Annotated in this window: 17 protein-coding genes; 5 read left to right on the forward strand and 12 right to left on the reverse strand. The window is 49.8% G+C overall.

The genetic code is table 11. The features are described from left to right. Window positions 1–2: 2 nt before the first annotated feature. From glf to gndA, 5 genes are all read left to right on the forward strand, one after another. Window positions 3–1,154, forward strand: a complete 1,152-nt coding sequence (glf, locus tag ACLIBF_RS07475) for a UDP-galactopyranose mutase (protein ID WP_279810146.1) — start codon at window positions 3–5, stop codon at window positions 1,152–1,154. Further along, a complete protein-coding gene (locus ACLIBF_RS07480) occupies window positions 1,151–2,053 on the forward strand; it encodes a glycosyltransferase (protein WP_279810145.1) in 903 nt (300 codons plus the stop codon). Before glf ends, ACLIBF_RS07480 begins: the two co-directional genes overlap by 4 nt. Beyond that, entirely contained in the window at window positions 2,053–3,177 is a 1,125-nt protein-coding gene (locus ACLIBF_RS07485) for a glycosyltransferase family 4 protein (RefSeq protein WP_279810144.1), read from the forward strand. Before ACLIBF_RS07480 ends, ACLIBF_RS07485 begins: the two co-directional genes overlap by 1 nt. Further along, window positions 3,164–4,408: a capsular polysaccharide export protein, LipB/KpsS family gene (locus ACLIBF_RS07490; protein ID WP_448309502.1), complete on the forward strand. Its 1,245-nt coding sequence runs from the start codon at window positions 3,164–3,166 to the stop codon at window positions 4,406–4,408. The genes ACLIBF_RS07485 and ACLIBF_RS07490 overlap by 14 nt, the downstream gene beginning before the upstream one ends. 153 nt (window positions 4,409–4,561) lie before the next feature. Then, on the forward strand, window positions 4,562–5,971 hold the full coding sequence (gndA, locus tag ACLIBF_RS07495; protein ID WP_046288219.1) for an NADP-dependent phosphogluconate dehydrogenase: 1,410 nt from the start codon (window positions 4,562–4,564) through the stop codon (window positions 5,969–5,971). A gap of 101 nt (window positions 5,972–6,072) precedes the next feature. On the opposite strand, the gene ACLIBF_RS07500 is transcribed toward gndA, so the two are convergent. The 12 genes from ACLIBF_RS07500 to hisD form a co-directional block, all read right to left on the reverse strand. Then, window positions 6,073–7,125: an acyltransferase family protein gene (locus ACLIBF_RS07500; RefSeq protein WP_279810465.1), complete on the reverse strand. Its 1,053-nt coding sequence runs from the start codon at window positions 7,123–7,125 to the stop codon at window positions 6,073–6,075. 151 nt (window positions 7,126–7,276) lie between these two features. Further along, entirely contained in the window at window positions 7,277–8,575 is a 1,299-nt protein-coding gene (locus tag ACLIBF_RS07505; protein WP_279810464.1) for a succinylglutamate desuccinylase/aspartoacylase family protein, read from the reverse strand. 107 nt (window positions 8,576–8,682) lie between these two features. Then, window positions 8,683–9,474 (reverse strand): ABC transporter substrate-binding protein, encoded by a 792-nt coding sequence (locus ACLIBF_RS07510; RefSeq protein ID WP_089561771.1) that lies wholly within the window; start codon window positions 9,472–9,474, stop codon window positions 8,683–8,685. Between the two features lie 71 nt (window positions 9,475–9,545). After that, window positions 9,546–10,022, reverse strand: coding sequence for a YbaK/prolyl-tRNA synthetase associated domain-containing protein (locus ACLIBF_RS07515; protein WP_279810463.1), 477 nt, complete (start codon window positions 10,020–10,022; stop codon window positions 9,546–9,548). Then, window positions 10,019–10,348 (reverse strand): helix-turn-helix domain-containing protein, encoded by a 330-nt coding sequence (locus tag ACLIBF_RS07520; RefSeq protein WP_279810462.1) that lies wholly within the window; start codon window positions 10,346–10,348, stop codon window positions 10,019–10,021. The genes ACLIBF_RS07515 and ACLIBF_RS07520 overlap by 4 nt, the downstream gene beginning before the upstream one ends. A gap of 123 nt (window positions 10,349–10,471) precedes the next feature. Beyond that, complete coding sequence (gene hisIE, locus ACLIBF_RS07525) at window positions 10,472–11,083, reverse strand: bifunctional phosphoribosyl-AMP cyclohydrolase/phosphoribosyl-ATP diphosphatase HisIE (protein WP_089561749.1); 612 nt, start codon at window positions 11,081–11,083, stop codon at window positions 10,472–10,474. Next, entirely contained in the window at window positions 11,077–11,853 is a 777-nt protein-coding gene (hisF, locus tag ACLIBF_RS07530) for an imidazole glycerol phosphate synthase subunit HisF (protein WP_031375353.1), read from the reverse strand. The genes hisIE and hisF overlap by 7 nt, the downstream gene beginning before the upstream one ends. Next, complete coding sequence (gene hisA / locus ACLIBF_RS07535; RefSeq protein ID WP_031375354.1) at window positions 11,835–12,572, reverse strand: 1-(5-phosphoribosyl)-5-[(5-phosphoribosylamino)methylideneamino]imidazole-4-carboxamide isomerase; 738 nt, start codon at window positions 12,570–12,572, stop codon at window positions 11,835–11,837. The genes hisF and hisA overlap by 19 nt, the downstream gene beginning before the upstream one ends. Continuing rightward, window positions 12,572–13,162 carry an imidazole glycerol phosphate synthase subunit HisH gene (gene hisH, locus ACLIBF_RS07540; protein WP_279810461.1) on the reverse strand — a complete coding sequence of 197 codons (591 nt, stop codon included), beginning with the start codon at window positions 13,160–13,162 and terminating at the stop codon, window positions 12,572–12,574. The genes hisA and hisH overlap by 1 nt, the downstream gene beginning before the upstream one ends. Then, a complete protein-coding gene (gene hisB, locus ACLIBF_RS07545; protein ID WP_031375356.1) occupies window positions 13,162–14,229 on the reverse strand; it encodes a bifunctional histidinol-phosphatase/imidazoleglycerol-phosphate dehydratase HisB in 1,068 nt (355 codons plus the stop codon). Before hisB ends, hisH begins: the two co-directional genes overlap by 1 nt. Further along, window positions 14,226–15,302 carry a histidinol-phosphate transaminase gene (gene hisC, locus ACLIBF_RS07550; RefSeq protein ID WP_159223587.1) on the reverse strand — a complete coding sequence of 359 codons (1,077 nt, stop codon included), beginning with the start codon at window positions 15,300–15,302 and terminating at the stop codon, window positions 14,226–14,228. Before hisC ends, hisB begins: the two co-directional genes overlap by 4 nt. After that, window positions 15,299–16,603: a histidinol dehydrogenase gene (gene hisD, locus ACLIBF_RS07555; RefSeq protein ID WP_279810460.1), complete on the reverse strand. Its 1,305-nt coding sequence runs from the start codon at window positions 16,601–16,603 to the stop codon at window positions 15,299–15,301. Before hisD ends, hisC begins: the two co-directional genes overlap by 4 nt. Window positions 16,604–16,605: the final 2 nt, after the last annotated feature.

Here is a 16,605-nt window from a genome sequence, read left to right on the forward strand (position 1 = left end):
ACATGAAAAAGAATATTCTTATTGTTGGTGCAGGTTTTTCAGGTGCTGTTATCGGCCGTGAATTAGCTGAAGATGGCCATAAAGTCCGTATCATTGATTCACGAAATCATATAGCGGGAAACTGTTATAGTGAAAGAGATGCAAACACAGATGTGATGGTACACACTTATGGGCCACATATTTTTCATACTGATAATGAAAAAGTATGGAACTATATAAACTCATACGGTGAGATGATGCCTTATATAAATCGCGTCAAAGCCACTGTAAATGGGAGTGTTTATTCGCTACCGATCAATCTGCATACAATAAATCAATTTTTTGGCAAAACGTGCAATCCAGCTGAAGCTAAAGAATTGATTGATTCAAAAGGCGATAAAAGTATTGTTGATCCTCAAACTTTTGAAGAACAAGCATTACGTTTTGTCGGTAAGGAATTATACGAAGCCTTTTTCAAAGGTTATACAATAAAACAATGGGGAATGGAACCAAAGGAATTACCAGCATCTATTTTGAAACGATTGCCTGTAAGATTTAACTATGATGATAATTATTTTAATCATAAGTTTCAGGGGATGCCGAAAAATGGTTATACAGCAATTGTTGAGTCCATTTTAGAACACAAAAATATCAGCGTAGAACTAAATACCACTTTTGAAAAGAACGATAAAGAAAAATATGATCATGTCTTCTACAGTGGTCCTTTAGACGGATATTTCAATTTCTCTTTAGGTCGCTTAGGTTATAGAACTTTGGATTTCAAAAGATTTGAAGCTGAAGGAGATTATCAAGGCTGTGCAGTTATGAATTACGGTGAGGTTGAAGTTCCCTATACTCGCATCACCGAGCATAAATACTTTGCTCCCTGGGAGAGTCATGACAAATCTGTATGTTATGAAGAATTCAGCCGGGCATGCACTGATAAAGACATACCTTATTATCCTATTCGCCAGATGGGAGAAATGGAACTCCTGAATAAATATCTGGATGAAGCAGAAAAAGAAACTAATATTACTTTTATTGGTCGCTTAGGGACTTATCGCTACCTGGATATGGATGTCACAATTAAAGAGGCTTTAGAGGTGGTAGATAAGTACCGTGAAGCTCTTGTAAATAATAATACAATGCCTGTTTTTTCGGTTAATCCTAGATGAAAATTGCTGCTTTAATTGTCACCTACAATCGTCTTGAAAAGCTTAAAAAGTGTTGGGCTGCAATTGAACCACTCTTTTTTCACGAAATAGTAATTGTGGATAACGCATCAACTGACGGCACGTCTGATTGGTTACTCGATATACAAGATCCACGTTTAAAAATAATTTCTAGCGATATCAATGATGGTGGCGCAGGTGGCTTTTTTAGAGGCTCACAATGGATCGTAGATAACAGCACCCCTGATTGGGTGCTGTTCTTCGACGACGATGCTTATCCAGATTTGACGCTGCTCGAAAAATTCATTTCAAGTGATAAACAAAATGCGCATGCTATCGCGACCAATGTTTTGGATATGAAAGGTTCGCGTTGTAAAATGAATGTTCCCTGGTTGAACATTCCTAATAGCGCTGGAGAATTAATAAATTACCGGAAAAATCCTTTTCTTTTTGAAGCTAACGAATCAGAGATAACAGAAATTTCCACGTTCTCTTTTGTTGGGGTTTTTATTGATTTCAATACTCTTAAGACGACATATAAAAGTATTAACAAAGAGCTTTTCGTTTATTTTGATGATGTCTTTTATTCGTGGGGATTGAAGCTTAAAGGATATAAGATTTTATACAATCCATATTTGATTTTTCATCATGATGTCGTTGAGTCTACAACGGCCATGATGCCATGGAAAATATACTACTTATCGAGGAATTTAATATTATCCCGTTATCTTTTTTCAGAACGAAAGCCGTTTAGTATTTTCTCCATCTCGTTACGATTAGTTAAGTATTATTTGATGGCTTTTAAATCCGAAAGCAAATTAAAATATTTAACCAACTTAACTAAAGGTGTTGTTGATGGAGTAAGTTTTAAATTCAAGGGTTTTAAAAATGGCAGGCGTTAATGAAAAAGCTTTGTTTTTATATTAATTCTGACTGGTACTTTAATCTACATTGGAAAGAACGTGCTTTAGCGGCAAAAGAGAGCGGATACGAAGTTCATGTAGTATGTAACTTTGAAGATTTTAAAATTTTAGATGATTTTGAAACTTTGGGGATTAAAACGCATAACTCCAGAATGTCTGAGCAATCATTAAATCCGTTAGTGGTAATCAGAGATCTGCTTAGCTCTCTTAATATAATCAGAAAAATAAAGCCGGATATTTTGCATTGTATTACTATCAAGCCATGCCTTATCGGTGGTTTTTATGCAAAGCTTTTTCGTAAAAAACTTGTTCTAAGTTTTGTAGGGCTGGGGCGTGTTTTCTCGTCGAACTCAAAAAAATACGAATTTATTAAAAAAATCGTTTCAGCACTCTACCGTTGGATAAGTGCAAAGCCAGATGTTTTTTTTATATTTGAACATGAGTTAGATAGGATAAAAATTACCGAAATTACAGGCATTGATGCGCAAAAAACGACGGTGATTGACGGTGCGGGTATTAACACTGAAGAGTTCAGATATTCTGTTGATCCTTCTAACTCTCTCCCTGTAGTTCTTTTTGCAAGTCGGCTTATCTGGAGCAAGGGATTGTCCGATCTGATAGAAGCCAAAAATAAGCTGGAAGAGAAAGGCATATCTTTTGAACTGCAGGTCGCTGGTATTAGTGTAAAAAATGATCCTGATTCTATACCGGAAAGTGTTATAAAAAAATGGTCTGATGCAAATGCTATAAACTGGCTCGGTCAGCGTGATGATGTGAGAAAACTAATCGAGGGTGCTAACATTGTTGCATTACCTTCTGTATATGCCGAAGGTGTGCCTAGAATTTTAATTGAAGCTGCAGCTATCGGACGCCCTTGTATAGCATATGATACTGGTGGGTGCAGCAGCATCATTATTAATAACGTTACGGGTTTTATTGTCAAAAAAGATTTAAATGACCTTGTTTGTAAACTAGAAATGCTAATAAATAATAAGCAACTGAGGTCAGATTTCGGTATTAACGCTCGAGAAAGAGTAAAGTCGCGTTTTTGCTCAACTTATGTGATTGAAAAAACACTAGGTATATACAATGAACTTGAGTGATAAAGTGGAGAAATTGATGCCTGCAAAATTAGTTGTAGAAGTTCCTGTCTCCTGGACAAAAAACCCAGTCGATGGACATAAACATAAATCCTTTATTGCCAATTTAATCATTGCCCTTACAGAAAGAAAAATACCTTTGTATTTTAGAGAAGTCCCCTTTGGGGCAGATGAAGCGCCACGGAAGCCTGAAAAAGGTTCTTTGGTTTTTTCTTATCATTCCTGGGGTGTTGAAAAAAATGTCGTAAGAATGAAAGAGGCGGCTGTAACACCTTTATTTTCAATGGATTTATCAGGTTACTCTGGATGGTCAGATATTTCGCTAAATTTTAATAAATATAAATTATTGATAGACAATTTAGATGAAAAAAATGTCGAAGCTATTTTGGAAGAATGGAAATTAAAGTTCATTGAAAAAAATGAATCTAAATATCCTCAGTCAGATGAGGCGCTACCTGAAGTTGCAAAAGATTTTGTGTTTTACCCTATGCAAGTTCAAAATGATCCGGTTTCAAATCACAGTGATTACGATGGTATAAAATTACTCGTCGATGCCGCTGAATTAGCCAAAGAGAATGAGGTTTATTTACTTGTTAAGCGTCATCCTTTTTGTCAGTCTTTTGCTATCGAAGAAACTATTACTTTACTAACACAAAACAACCCTTGGGTAATCCGAACAAATAGCAATATTCATAGTTTGATAAGGGAATCAAAATCCGTCATTACAATAAATTCTGGTGTTGGAGTTGAAGCTTTAATAGATGGGGCCTCAGTTTTTTGTGCCGGTAAATGTGAATGGCAGCAATGCTGTAACATGATTTCCGATAAGAATGATCTTAAAAAAGCTTTTGTAGATCATCCGGAAAAAATGAATGAATTTCAAAAGAAAATGCTGGCTTATCTCTTGACAGATTATTGGGTTAATCCCGCGTTACCCGCTGATTTTGATAGGGCTATCGATAACGCCTTCGCTAATTTTGATGCTGATTATGGTGATTCAGACACTGAGGTTAATCCTACAGATGTGCTGATGCCGATCATTCTTGACCTCCAGGGGCGTCTTGAATTCGAGCAGCGTAAATCAAAGCAATCAACTCTTGATGCCTATGCAGCAATTGATATGTTTGAAAATTTAAAGAAAGAAAATGAAATTATAGCTTCGGAACTTCAACGTTATATAGAACGTGTAAGGTCATGTGAAGAAGAGATAGAGCAACTACGTCATAAAATATAGCCCTTTTTTATATTTAATGGTGTCGGTGTCTTATGGTTTTGTCTGTTAGTGCTTGATTCTTATAAGCCCATGTAACTCATTAACCACATCATGTATCATTAAAAAGCTCATTTTTTGAATGATTATTAGTCTCAAATCAGACGGGAGTAAAAAATGTCCAAGCAACAGATCGGCGTTGTAGGTATGGCAGTGATGGGCCGCAACTTGGCTCTTAACATTGAGAGCCGCGGTTACACTGTTTCTATCTTTAACCGTTCACGCGAAAAGACGGATGAAGTCATCGCGGAGAACCAGGGCAAGAAGCTTGCTCCTTTTTACACCGTTGAAGAGTTTGTCGAATCGCTGGAAAAACCACGTCGTATCCTGCTGATGGTTCAGGCAGGTGAAGCGACCGACAAAACTATCGCCTCACTGACGCCACATCTTGATAAAGGCGACATTCTGATCGATGGCGGTAACACCTTCTATAAAGACACCATTCGTCGTAACAAAGAGCTGTCAGACCAGGGCTTTAACTTCATCGGTACCGGCGTATCCGGCGGTGAAGAGGGCGCACTGAAAGGCCCATCTATCATGCCTGGCGGCCAGAAAGAAGCCTATGAGCTGGTTGCTCCAATTCTGGATAAGATTGCGGCGCGTGCAGAAGATGGCGAAGCCTGTGTGGCTTACATCGGTCCGGACGGCGCGGGTCACTATGTGAAAATGGTGCACAACGGCATCGAATACGGTGACATGCAGCTGATTGCAGAAGCTTACGCGTTGCTTAAAGGTGCACTGGGTCTGAACAACGAAGAGCTGGCGGAAACCTTCACCGAGTGGAACAACGGCGAGCTGAGCAGCTACCTGATCGATATCACCAAAGATATCTTCACTAAGAAAGATGAAGAAGGTAACTATCTGGTTGATGTGATTCTGGATGAAGCAGCGAACAAAGGTACCGGTAAATGGACCAGCCAGAGTTCACTGGATCTGGGCGAGCCACTGTCACTGATCACTGAATCAGTGTTTGCTCGCTACCTCTCTTCGCTGAAAACCCAGCGTGTTGCGGCTTCCAAAGTTCTGAGCGGCCCACAGGCTCAAGCCTTCACCGGTGATAAAGCTGAGTTTATCGAAAAAGTGCGTCGCGCACTCTACCTCGGTAAAATCGTCTCTTATGCGCAGGGCTTCTCACAATTGCGTGCGGCTTCAGAAGAGAACAACTGGGATCTGCACTACGGTGAAATCGCCAAGATCTTCCGTGCTGGCTGCATCATCCGTGCCCAGTTCCTGCAGAAAATTACCGATGCCTACGCTGAAGATGCAAGCATCGCTAACCTGCTGCTGGCACCGTACTTCAAAGATATCGCCGATCAGTATCAGCAGGCGCTGCGTGATGTTGTTTCTTACGCGATTCAGAACGGTATCCCAACGCCAACCTTCTCTGCGGCAATTGCTTACTACGACAGCTACCGTTCAGAAGTGCTGCCTGCCAACCTGATTCAGGCGCAGCGTGACTACTTTGGTGCGCATACCTACAAGCGCATTGATAAAGACGGTGTGTTCCACACTGAGTGGTTAGACTAATTTAAAAATAATTAAGGCCTCTTCGGAGGCCTTTTTTTTAAGGTATACTTCTAAAGTAAGATATTTACTCAGGAGCGATGAGGCTAGTAAATCTCCCCATGCTAATTGCTACTAATAGCATTATCTGAACTCTTTTTGAGTTTCTTATATATTGGTAATTCAAATTGGTTGTATACGAAATGTGAGAAAGTGACTAACAGCACGGCAAAAATCAATGTTTGCATTATCAAACCACTCTTCCTGAAAAAGCTAGCATGATCAAGCAGTAACATTAAAGGAGTGTGTAGCAAATATATTGAAAAGCTTATATTACCAAAATAGACCATCATTTTATTGGCTGCCAGATGATTCCAGAAGCTAGAATAATTTATCAATGTAAAAAATATGTAGCAGAAAGAAACTATTACCAGTCCATCATAAGCATGGATAGGATCTTTTGTATAAATAAAGTATCCCGCTATAGCCACAGCTATGGTCTGCAAAAACGTTTTCTTTAAACCTGCATCTTGTTTAGAAGATGTGTAATCAGATAAATTTGAGATTAAAATTCCAAGGGAAATGCCTGCAATGCATTTGAGCATGCCGGAAGAAAAGATATATAGGTGGACATCTGTTGCAGCTTCAAGATTATGGTGCTTTGCATAAACAAGAATATAGCATATGGCGGCTACAGATATCAGTGTGAGGTTGCTTCTAAGTTTTATCAATAATGGGAATGCCAAAATAGATGTGTATAATTCTACAGATATTGACCAGCTTGGATCATTCCAGTTCCATGATGAGGCAAAACCTAGTCCATGTATCAAAAGTATATTGTATATTGCCGTTAAACCTGGATCTTCGAAAGGAAAGCCATTGAATAATTTACTGTAAATTAAAAAGGTTATGACGAAAGTAAGAAAGTGCAAAGGATAGAGTCGTTCAAGGCGATGCAAGGCGTATTTAAAATATTCTCTGTTTGAGCCCAGTAGTTTATCTTTATAGATGTAAGACAATACTATGCCAGATAATATAAAAAAACCGTCTACAGAGATGTAGGAATGCGAAAAGTTGACATTTCCCCATCCCATTCTGCTACCAATCCAGTGTCCTGCTACAACTGTCCAGCATAGTAACCCCCTGCAACCATCCAGCTCCAATAGCCTTTGCTTCATATATCCTCAAATTTACTGCGTAAAAGGTAAAGAAATTGTAAGGCTTTTGTAATTTAATTCGTTGCGCTAAGCAAGCAATAAGAGCTTTTTTTATGAAAAAGCCCTTAGTTGTCAGCAAGTACCAGAGGGAAGTGGGGCTTAAATAATCATTTCATCCCACCAGTAAATCCCCGCTCCGAATCTCACTCTCGCCCGCCAGTCTCACCACCAGCATGCCTGCCGTTGCAAACCGTACCCAGTGTCTCGCATACAGAATGCCACCGTGCTCAGCCATTAATGGCGTGATCTGATCGGTGACCGGATCAACAATTTCTGCCACCACTTCGCCAGCGCGAATCCGCGCGCCCAGTGGCTTGCGGTGCAGGATCAAACCGGAAACCGGCGAATGAATGTATTCACAGGCCGCCAATGGCGTCGGTGGATTCTTCAGGGCAGGCGAAGGCGTAGCTGAACCTTCACTGTAGCGCTCTTTAATCATGCTCTGCTCATCGGCTGCTTCGACCACCTCAGGCGCGCTCAGACCGATACCGTTTTCGCCAATTGCCACCACATCTTCGCCACCGGTGGTCACCGATACCAGTTCATCGCCGCCAATTACCGGGGCCGCCACTTCCACCGACACCGCTGGTTCGCTGTAACCGATATAGCCGCCTTCCTGCAACGCCGAAATAATCGCATCAGCATCTTTCTCTGCCTGCTCCGGAGAGACATCGCGCACACCCCGCAGTTCGAGAGTGACCGGCAGCAAGCCGCGCGGCATCGGGAAATCTTTGCCATAACGTTCGGCCAGCGTCAGCCAGGGCTCACAGCAGGCTTCATCAAACGGTTCGCCGCCTGAAATCTGCGCCAGCAGTTGTACTTCACTGCCTAACCAGCGCGCCAGCGGCTCGATATCAGGCCAGGCGTGCGGCGTGGTGTAAAGGTGCGGCACCGCTTCCCAGTCACAGTGCAGATCAATCATCAGATCCGCCTGGCTGGCCATACGCATCAGGGTAAAACGCTGCGCATCCAGCTCGGTTTTTGGCACCGTATCGCGGTAGTGACGATCGATCGCCTCACGGATCAGCGTTTTATTCTGCGCTTCGCTCTGGGTCAGACTGTCGGCCAGCCCGGTTGCCAGCGTCTCGCCCAGCGAGGGGAAGCGGCGATTAAAATCCTGTCCCGATAAGGTATGAAAACGACCAAGATGAGTGCCGTGCCAGTGCTGGCCCAGTGCCAGCGGATTGGCGACCGGCACCAGTGTGAAAGCGGCTCTCAGCTGGCCGGCTGACTCCAGCGCCTGCAGCCGCTGCTTTAAAAACCACGCCACCGCCATACCCGGCAACTCGTCGCCATGCAGCGCAGCCTGGATATAAACCTGACGCGCGTGGTTTTCAGCAAAATGGAAACTGATGATTTCACGTTGGGTGCCTAAAGAGGCGCTTAACAGAGGATGATGTTGTTGATGCATACCGTGTTAATGTCCTGTAGTCGGCGAAGGACGACAGCGCGCCGTCCCGAAAAGGTTAGAGTATAGTGCCGGATCGCAGTCAATGACGGAAAAGCCGGCTCGCGCCGTTACTGCTGAATAGAGATATCGGTGGCGAAATAGCGCTTCTGGATCTGGTCGAAGGTGCCATTCTTCTTGATCTCGCTAAAGGCATTATCCAGCGCGGTTTTCAGCTCCGCGTCACCTTTGCGCAGGCCAATAGCGGTACCGGGACCGATAATCGGATCCTGAACAATCGGGCCTGCCAGCTCGAAATCTTTCCCCTGCGGATGTTTGAGGAAGCCAATTGCCGCCTGCGCCGCATCGGTAAACACCGCATCCAGACGACCGGCAACTAAATCACTCTCGACCTGTGCCTGATCGCCATACGGCACCACGTTCACGCCATGCGGTTGCCATTTCGCCAGGGCATAACGCTCCTGCACCGTTCCCTGTTCAACACCCACCGTTTTGCCTTTCAGGGATTCCGCCGTCGGCAGCACGCCAGCACCTTTACGGGCAATCAGCTGGGTGTGGGTGTCGTACAGTGGCACGGTGAAATCGATCTGCTTCAGACGTTCTTCCGTAATGCCCATGTCCGACAGGATGGCATCGAACTTACGCGCCTTCAGCGCCGGGATCATGCCGTCAAACTGGCTCTCAACCCAGACGCACTTCGCCTGCATCTGGGCACAAAGCGCATTGCCCAGATCGATATCGAAACCGACCAGTTTACCCTGCGGGGTTTTGGATTCAAACGGAGGATAGGTGGGATCAACGGCGAAGCGTACCTGGTCGATTTTTGCCTGCGCACCAAAGGTACTGCCAGCCATTACAGCCAGCATCAGCGTCTGACGCAGGCGGTTAGAAAAGCGGTTCATTGCCATATTAAGGTCTTCTTTTGTCGTGATGAGGGTTAACGCAGAGTAACGTTGACCCGCATTGATGGCAATTACTGGATTATTTTCACGACGTTAGCACGGCACAGCGCCCGATAATCTTCGGTATTAAGGATCACCGAGCGATCCAGCAGACCGGCGTTAAAAGCGATCTCCGGATAGCGTTCAAACAGCAGCGGATCAACCACCAGGGCTAAAGCGGGGTGAAAGCTAAATGGCGGGATAGCGCCAAACACACAGCCGGTCAGGGCATCGGTTTCTGCCGGACTGGCTAGCGAGGCGCGACGTCCACCCACTGCGGCAGCCACTTTGCTGAGGTCCGCCTGACGATCGGCGGGCAGCACCGCCAGGACATGTTGCTTAACACCATTGCCTTTGACGTGGCAGACCAGCGCTTTGGCACCCTGACCGACCTCGGTACCGCGGATCGCCGCCACCGCTTCGCACTTACCGGTAGCCTGATGTTCCATCAGTCGATAGCGTGCCTGGTGCTGGTCGAGCAGGGCGATCAGTTTTTCATGGGTTGTCATGGTGCTCTCCTGGCGCAGTGCGTTGCTGGATCAGGATTTGCAGCAGATGCGGCTGGCCGATGTGGTAATAGCCCTGTCCTGAGACCGAACGGTTTAAAGGCGCGATTCAGCGTAGTTAAGGTGGTGTTGCCTTTATCCTGCTCAATATCGGACAGCGTCCGTCGGCTAATTCCTGCCAGCAGCGCGTAGCGTTGTTGAGAAAACCCCAACACTTTTTTACGAAGCAGCTTGGGTAGCTCGCCCTGCGTCAGCTCTTCCTGAATAAACTGCTGTCGCAGCGTGAGCATAATGGCTTCTCGTTCCAGGGGCGACAGTGTTTTATTCATCGTTGCCAGCTCTCAATGCGCTGATCGAGATAGTCAAATCCCATCCCTGGCAGAGTTGTTTTTGAGAAGGATGCTGCTCAAAATCGTCGACTCAGCCGGATTTTGAGCAGCTTATTGCACATTTTACTGATGACGGGCGCGCAGGTTATTGATTACCGCGCTGAAGTCTAAGTCCTGGTCCTGCAACAGCACCATCAGGTGATAGATCAGATCGGAGGCTTCATTGGTCAGCTCATGGCGATCGTTAACCGTGGCCGCCAGGGCGGTTTCAACGCCTTCCTCTCCTACTTTCTGCGCGATGCGCTTGGTGCCGCTGGCGTAGAGCCGGGCGGTGTAGGAGCTTTCAGGATCGGCGCTCTTACGTGACGCCAGCAGCTGCTCCAGCTGATAGAGGAAGGTCCACTCCGCAGCGGCCGGGGAGAAGCAGCTGGAGGTGCCGAGATGGCAGGTCGGACCGATGGGATTCGCCAGCACCAGCAGCGTATCGTTATCGCAGTCTGGCGTGATGCTGACTACCTGCAGAAAGTTGCCGGAGGTCTCGCCTTTGGTCCATAACCGGTTTTTGGTACGCGAGAAAAAGGTCACGTTGCCTTCGGCCAGGGTTTTTTCCAGCGCCGGCTGGTTCATATAACCGTGCATCAGCACTTCGCCTGAGACGTTATGCTGCACAATCACCGGCATCATGCCCTGAGTTTTGTCCCAGTCGAGCTGGGCCAGTTGTTGTTCGGTTAACACGCGCGAATCTCCACTCCGTTGTCGATCAGGAAGCTTTTCAGCTCACCAATATTGATAATCTGCTTATGGAACACCGAGGCCGCCAGCGCGCCATCGACGTTGGCATCGGTAAATGCCTCGAGAAAATGCGGCATGGTGCCTGCGCCGCCAGAGGCGATCAGCGGTACATGACAGACTTCACGCACTTTTTTCAGCTGCACCAGGTCATATCCGTTACGCACGCCATCCTGGTTCATCATGTTTAGTACGATTTCGCCAGCACCCAGCTTCTGCACTTCCTGCACCCAATCCAGCGTTTCCCACTGCGTCACCCGGGTACGGGCTTCGTCGCCGGTGTACTGATTGACCTGATACTTGCCGCTGGCTTCATCGAACCAGGTATCAATGCCGACCACAATGCACTGTACGCCGAAGCGGTCAGCCAGCCGGGTAATCAGCGAGGGATCGGCCAGCGCCGGTGAGTTAACCGAAATCTTGTCGGCACCGAACTCCAGAATGCGCGCGGCGTCTTCCGGGGTTTTGATACCGCCAGCCACGCAGAACGGAATATCGATCACTTCAGCGACCCGCGATACCCAGCTTTTATCAACCACCCGGCCATCGGATGAGGCGGTGATATCATAAAACACCAGCTCATCGGCACCTTCGGCGGCATAACGCTGCGCCAGTGGCACGATGTCGCCAATGATCTCGTGATTGCGAAACTGCACGCCTTTCACCACCTGGCCGTCACGTACATCAAGACAGGGAATTATCCGTTTTGCCAGCATGAAATAGCCTCCGAAACTGTGAATTTACCTTCCAGCAGCGCACGTCCGACGATCACGCCCTGGACGCCACTGCCGCGCAGGGCCGCGATATCGTTAAGTTCACCAATGCCGCCCGAGGACTGGAAGGCAATCTGCGGGAAGCGAGCGGTCACTTCCTGGTAAAGTGCAACGTTTGAGCCGCTCAGGGTGCCGTCGCGGGAAATATCAGTGCACAGCACATGTTTCAGGCCGACTGGCTGAAAATCGGCGATCACCTGCTCCAGCGTGACGCCCGCCGCTTCCTGCCAGCCGCTGATCGCCACTTCTTTGCGGTTATCAGCATCAATGCGCACGTCCAGCGCCAGCACAATCGCCTCTGCGCCAAACTCGGCAAACCAGCGTTTTACCTCGTCAGGCTGTTTTACCGCGGTCGAACCGACCACCACACGGCTGGCTCCGGCGTCCAGCAGCGCCTTCACATCGTCACGATGACGAATGCCGCCGCCGACCTGCACAATCACGTCGACGCCGTCGAGCAGGGTTTTCAGCAGCGCAATCTGCCGCTTTGCCGGATCTTTCGCGCCGGTTAAGTCCACCAGATGCAGCACCGTGGCACCTTCCTGCGTATACTGCTGCAAACGCGGCAACGGATCGCTGCCGTAATCGCGCTGCTGGCCATAATCGCCCTGATGCAGACGGACCACTTTGCCGTCGATTAAATCTAACGCGGGGATAATCATCACATCTCCAGGAAGTTTTTCAGCAACTGCGCGCCCGCTTTGCCCGAGCGTTCCGGGTGGAACTGTACGCCGAAGAAGTTATCTTTCTGCACCGCCGCGGTGAAGGCTTCACCGTAGTGACACTGGGCGATAGTGCAGGCGTTAACCGGCATGGCGTAGCTGTGCACGAAGTAGAAGTAGCAGCCTTCATCAATGCCGCGGAACAGGTGATTGCCCGCCTGCGCGGTAATCTGGTTCCAGCCCATGTGCGGCAATGGCAGACCGTGCGTGTCCATCAGCGAGACCGGCTGGTCGATAATACCCAGCGTCGGCACGCCGCCGTTTTCATCACTGCCGCGTCCCAGCAGCTGCATGCCGAGACAGATACCCAGCACCGGCTGGGTACAGGCCTTGACCAGATCGATCAGGTCACGCTCTTCCAGCTGATTCATCGCCGCCTGCGCCGTACCGACGCCCGGCAGAAACAGTTTGTCGGCGCGCAGTACCACATCGGGATCGCGGCTGACTTCCGGGGTATACCCCAGACGTTCAATCGCCCATTTTACCGACGAGAGGTTGGCGCAACCGGTATCCATGATCACCACGTTCATCACAGCACTCCTTTCGAGCTCGGCAGCGTATTACCTTCAACGCGGATTGCCTGGCGCAAGGTGCGGCCAAAGGCTTTAAACAGGCTTTCGACGCGGTGATGATCGTTCTTACCCTTGGTTTTAAGATGCAGGGTGCTCATCATGGCGTAGGAGAGGGAACTGAAGAAGTGCTCAACCATTTCGGTGCTCAGGTCACCAACGCGCTGATAGTTGAATTCCGCTTTAAATTCGATGTGCGGGCGGCCGGAGATATCCAGCGCACAGCGTGCCAGACATTCATCCATCGGCAGCACAAAGCCAAACCGGCCAATGCCGCGCTTGTCGCCTAGCGCTTTGAGCAATGCTTCACCCAGCGCCAGCCCGGTATCTTCCACCGTGTGGTGATCGTCGATATAGAGATCGCCTTTCACTTCGATATGCATGCGGAAACCGCCGTGCACCGCAATCTGGTCCAGCATGTGGTCAAAGAAGCCGACGCCGGTGTTGATTTTGCTGCCGCCTTCGCGATCCAGCCACAGCTCGACCCGCACCTGGGTCTCTTTGGTATTACGCTGCACCAGCGCATGGCGATCGCGCTGGGTCAGACGCTGCTGAATGGTCTGCCAGTTTTCCCCTTCGGCACCGTAACGGATCGGCTGAATGCCCATGTTCTCTGCCAGTTGCACATCGGTCAGGCGATCGCCAATCACGTAGCTGTTGGCGGTATCCAGCGCGCCTTCGGCCAGCCAGGCTTCCACCATTTTGGTTTTCGGCTTGCGGCAGTCACAGTTTTCCTCCGGCAGGTGCGGGCAAATCAGCACCTGATCAAACGCGATACCCTGCGAGGTCAGCACCTGCATCATCAGGTTGTGCGGGCCGTCAAAGTCCGCCTGTGGGAAGCTTGAGCTGCCCAGTCCATCCTGATTGGTGATCATCACCAGACGGTAACCGGCGGCCTGCAACGCCAGCAGTGCCGGGATCACGTCCGGCTCAAAGGCCAGTTTGTCCATGCGATCCACCTGATAATCTTCAGGCGGCTCAGAGATAAGGGTGCCGTCGCGGTCAATAAAAAGGGTCTTCTGGCTCATGCTTGCTCCACAGATAAGGCTTGCAGCGCGGCGATCACACGTCCGCACTCTTCACGCGTGCCGATGGAGATGCGCAGGCATCCCGACAGGCCCGGATTTTTGTTCTGGTCACGCAGGATAATGCCCTGATTCCATAAGGTTTTAAACACTTCTGGTGAATCGGTAAACCGCGCCAGCACGTAGTTGGTTTCACTGGCGAAAACCTGCTCGACGCAGGCCAGCTTCGCCAGTTCCGCCAGTAACCAGCTGCGATTGTCGTTGAGCTGTGCCACATGTTCACGCATCAGGGCGATGCCTTGCTCGCTCAGCGCCTGACCGGCCACATCCGCCACCGGCGTCGCCAGCGGATAGGGGGCAATCACCTTCATCAGCAGGTCGATTACCGGCTGATTCGCCAGAGCAAAGCCACAGCGCAGGCCAGCCAGCGCAAAGGCTTTCGACAGGGTGCGCAGGATCACCAGGTTGGGATAATCTTTCAGCCAGCCGGTCAGCGTCGCCTGCGGACAGAACTCAATATAGGCTTCGTCTGCCACCACCAGCGCTTTGCCAGCGGTCATCGCCAGCAGCTGACGGATATCATCCTGATTGATCAGGTTGCCGGTCGGGTTATTCGGGCTGCAGAGGTAAACCACCTTAACGCCTTCCAGCTGGTCCGCAATGGCAGGCAGGTTAAGCTGCCAGTCGGCCAGCGCAGGCACCGTGCGGTACTCAATGCCGATGGTTTCCGCGCTGACGCTGTACATGCCGTAAGTCGGCGGGCAGAACAGAATCGCGTCCTGGCCCGGCTCACAAAACGCCCGCATGATCAGTTCAATCGCCTCGTCGGCGCCGCGGCTGACCAGCACCTGCTCCGGTTTCAGGCCGGCATAGGCCGCGTAACGCTCAATCACTATTTTGGGCTGGCATTCCGGGTAGCGGTTCAGCGTCTGCTGCGACAGCTCAAACGGCACCGGCAGCGGAAACTCGTTGGCATTGAGCCAGACATCACCATTACCACCCAGCCGGCGTGCCGACTGATAAGGCGTCAGCGCGCGAACGTTGGCGCGCGCCAGTTGCTCGATATTCTGGCTCATGCTTGCTCCTTCAGTGCGGCAACGCGCAGGGTGACAGCGTTTTTGTGGGCATCCAGCTGCTCGGCGGCAGCCAGCGTTTCAATGGTGGCGGCCAGGTTAAGGAAGCCCTGCGGCGTCAGCTCCTGTACCGTCATGCGTTTCTGGAAATCAGCCAGACCCAGGCTGGAACAGGTCGAGGTATAACCGTAGGTCGGCAGCACGTGATTGGTGCCCGACGCATAATCACCCGCCGATTCCGGCGACCAGTCGCCGAGGAATACTGAACCGGCACTGGTAATTGACTCCACCAGCTCGCGCGGCTGGCGGGTCTGCAGGATCAGGTGCTCCGGGCCATACTGATTTGAAATCTCTACACACTGCTGCAGGTCGCGCGCCACGATCAGACGACTGCTCTCCAGCGCCTGACGCGCGGTAGCGGCACGTGGCAACTGCGCCAGTTGCTGCTCAACCGCGTCAGCGACCGCGTCGGCCAGCGTCCGCGAAGGCGTCAGCAGGATAACCTGCGAATCCGGACCGTGCTCGGCCTGGGACAGCAGATCCGAGGCGACGAAGGCGGGCGTGGCACCCGCATCGGCAATCACCAGCACCTCTGATGGACCGGCCGGCATATCAATTGCCGCCCCGTCCAGCCGCTGACTGACCTGGCGCTTCGCTTCCGTCACCCAGGCATTGCCCGGACCAAAAATTTTATCTACCCGCGGTACCGTTTCGGTGCCAAAGGCGAGGGCGGCAATCGCCTGCGCGCCGCCGACCTGAAACACCTCTTCAACGCCACACAATTGGGCAGCATAAAGGATCTCATCAGCAATCGGCGGCGGTGAGCAGAGCACCACGCGCCCGCATCCGGCAATGCGCGCTGGCGTTGCCAGCATCAGCACGGTAGAGAACAGCGGCGCAGAGCCGCCAGGAATGTAGAGCCCGACCGATTGAACCGGGCGGGTAATCTGCTGGCAGCGCACACCCGGCTGGGTTTCAACATCGACCGGCGGCAGGATCTGCGCATTATGGAAGGTTTCGATGTTGGCTACCGCCACCGCCATCGCCTGTTTCAGCGTATCGCTGAGCCGGGCACTGGCGTCGCTGATCTGCTGCGGCGTAACGCGCAGATTATCAACCTGCGCCTTATCGAAGCGGGCGCTGAAGGTGCGCAGGGCCTGATCGCCGTTCGCCTTTACCTGCTCCAGCACGTCACGTACCGTCTGGGTCACATTCTCTGAGGCGGCAATAGCCGGACGTAACAACAGCGCCTGCTGCTGTTCTGCACTGCATTGCTGCCAGTCAATCGGGGTAGAAAAGGCCATGG

The organism is Pantoea sp. PGP6, from assembly GCF_053474785.1.